Below are 1,942 nucleotides of genomic sequence, written 5' to 3'. Positions count from 1 at the left end.
GGGGGATAGTTACCGACTCAGGAAACAGAAGAAAGCCGGCTTCGTCGGCAATGCAGTCAAGTCAGTGGCTCAGAATTCGGCCGCGTAAAGGCCCGCAAAGTGGCTCACTTTTACTCCGCGCTTGACAGTGCGATTGTACAGAGCAAGAGAATGGTACGGTTAGTACCGTTATTGATGTGAATCAAGGGCGAGATCGCCCCACCATTCAGTAAGCAAATGGCCCATCAATAAAGGCTAAACGCTCGCTGGCCACCAGTCGAAGGCTTCCTTCTGTAAGACGAAGATCGACTGTGTCTCGTCTAGATAGAAACCGGAAGCCGCTACGCTCCATTGGCCTTCCACCTTGCGGCCGTCATGCAGAATGACGATATACCGCTGGCCGTCTTTGGGTGTGTACAACTGGTCGTGCTGTTCGTTACGGGCTTTGATCTTCATGGCAGCTTAGCGTACCTCCCCATGGCTAGTCAGAAGGTCGTCGATGCAGGCGCTGCTATAGGCATCCATATCTAGAAACCGGACACCTGTGTGAAAGCCGTCAGGAGTGCTATCGCAGTAGACCACCGTGCCCCAGGCATTGATGCGTCGCGGACTGTCTGGAACATCAATCGCGATCGCGTAGTTACGACCGATATCGAGTGGACGTTGACTGAGTAGACTGAGACCACTCCGTGACATATTCACCGTCATGACGGGGTAGGGGCCGACATCGTCCATGAGTACCTTCGCATCGAAGGAAAACTGACGACGCTGGTATGCGCGCTCTTCACTAGAAGGAACCAAATACATGGAGTCATTGTAGTTTCTCGTGACAATATCTGTTTCAGAACTGAAACATCTGTTGCGGCGCATCAAACTTTGAAGAAGCGGGGATTTCCATGGCAGGTGTCGTGGAATATCTTTGTTGCAATGGCTGTAAAAAAGCCCGCAAGAGCAATACTCAATGCGGGCCATAAAATCCAAACCTAAAGACTGGGAGGAGATATAAGGTAGATGGGAATGCTTATGCCAAGTTCAAGAGCCGCGTTGAGAAATTTCTCAATGTCGGTCGCCTTCGATAGAAAAATGCCATCAGTTTTGCACGCTGATGAGGCGTTAATCCTTTTGAAAGCCATACTTGGCATGGTCACCGTTGCTGATAACACAGTAGGCGACGTTGAGAATGACGTTGTGAGCAGTATGCTGCACGGGGAGCAGGCCGGAAGTGCCTGATGTGAAGACAGATACGGTAGAATGCCTGAACTGTCTGTATATACAGTGAAAGCAAACAATGGCAACGCAAATGAAAACCTTGAAAGGCGATGTCGATTCCCTGAATCGCTATGGGATCGCTGATGCTGCCAGAACACGCATCACAGCGCAAATTCTCCGAAACGTCATCAAGCCGCCCCAACGGCAGCTCCTCCAACCTTTTGAAGTCAAGGTTACTAAAGAAAAGGACCAGCCCTAAAGGGGGAATGCGTCGGCACTTCCTGTGTTATTCACCGGTGAATAACAGTTGTGATGCGGATTGAATAACCGGAAGGGCCAGCATCACTCAGTCTTCATGTCGCTTGAGCTGCTGATCCAATCCTGGAGCATTTTCTCGATGGCGGCTCGGAGACTGTCTGCATGATAGACAGAGGTTGGGTTAGTCTGTGGCCAGCACAGCTTTCTGTCTGCCACCTGCATGCTTGAGCCAATCTTGAAGCGGCATGGGTCGCGCAAACAGATAGCCTTGCATCGTTTCACATCCGCTTGCAATCAGAAATTCTGCTTGTTCGCCTGTTTCCACACCTTCTGCCACAACGTGCAACCCGAGATGGTGTGCAACACCAAGTGACCTGATATGGAAATTTGTAGCCACTGCTCTCGTTAGTCTTCTAGTTCAAGCACTCTGATTTTGCCATCGTTGCTGGCCTACCGAGGCCGGCGTCCGATTGCCGAGCGCAGAATGCGGCCGCTC

Annotated in this window: 5 protein-coding genes; 2 read left to right on the top strand and 3 right to left on the bottom strand. The window is 51.1% G+C overall.

Going from position 1 to position 1,942, the window contains the following annotated elements; all coding sequences use genetic code 11:
- Positions 1 to 234: 234 nt before the first annotated feature.
- Entirely contained in the window at positions 235 to 435 is a 201-nt protein-coding gene (locus IGW03_RS37495; RefSeq protein ID WP_194727463.1) for a hypothetical protein, read from the bottom strand.
- A gap of 6 nt (positions 436 to 441) precedes the next feature.
- Positions 442 to 951, bottom strand: a complete 510-nt coding sequence (locus IGW03_RS37490; RefSeq protein ID WP_194727462.1) for a PilZ domain-containing protein — start codon at positions 949 to 951, stop codon at positions 442 to 444.
- Between the two features lie 39 nt (positions 952 to 990).
- Here IGW03_RS37490 and IGW03_RS37485 point away from each other — a divergent pair, with 39 nt between their 5' ends.
- Both IGW03_RS37485 and IGW03_RS37480 read left to right on the top strand, forming a co-directional pair.
- On the top strand, positions 991 to 1,209 hold the full coding sequence (locus IGW03_RS37485) for a hypothetical protein (RefSeq protein ID WP_194727461.1): 219 nt from the start codon (positions 991 to 993) through the stop codon (positions 1,207 to 1,209).
- Positions 1,210 to 1,279: 70 nt separating this feature from the next.
- Entirely contained in the window at positions 1,280 to 1,447 is a 168-nt protein-coding gene (locus tag IGW03_RS37480) for a hypothetical protein (protein WP_194727460.1), read from the top strand.
- A 180-nt stretch (positions 1,448 to 1,627) separates the two neighbouring features.
- Here IGW03_RS37480 and IGW03_RS37475 read toward each other — a convergent pair whose 3' ends face one another.
- Positions 1,628 to 1,843 (bottom strand): EAL domain-containing protein, encoded by a 216-nt coding sequence (locus IGW03_RS37475; RefSeq protein ID WP_194727459.1) that lies wholly within the window; start codon positions 1,841 to 1,843, stop codon positions 1,628 to 1,630.
- Between the last annotated feature and the right edge of the window lie 99 nt (positions 1,844 to 1,942).

The sequence above is a fragment of the Noviherbaspirillum malthae genome, assembly GCF_015352985.1.
Classification (GTDB): domain Bacteria; phylum Pseudomonadota; class Gammaproteobacteria; order Burkholderiales; family Burkholderiaceae_D; genus Noviherbaspirillum; species Noviherbaspirillum malthae.
Note: the sequence above shows the minus strand (reverse complement) of the source record. Positions and strands in the feature narration are given on the sequence as shown.

What these genes read in the sequence shown, in the direction of transcription:
- IGW03_RS37480 (WP_194727460.1), top strand. Translation starts at nt 1,280, where the DNA reads ATGAAAACCTTGAAAGGCGATGTCGATTCCCTGAATCGCTATGGGATC.
- IGW03_RS37485 (WP_194727461.1), top strand. Translation starts at nt 991, where the DNA reads ATGGGAATGCTTATGCCAAGTTCAAGAGCCGCGTTGAGAAATTTCTCA.
- IGW03_RS37495 (WP_194727463.1), bottom strand. Translation starts at nt 435, where the DNA reads ATGAAGATCAAAGCCCGTAACGAACAGCACGACCAGTTGTACACACCC.
- IGW03_RS37490 (WP_194727462.1), bottom strand. Translation starts at nt 951, where the DNA reads ATGGCCCGCATTGAGTATTGCTCTTGCGGGCTTTTTTACAGCCATTGC.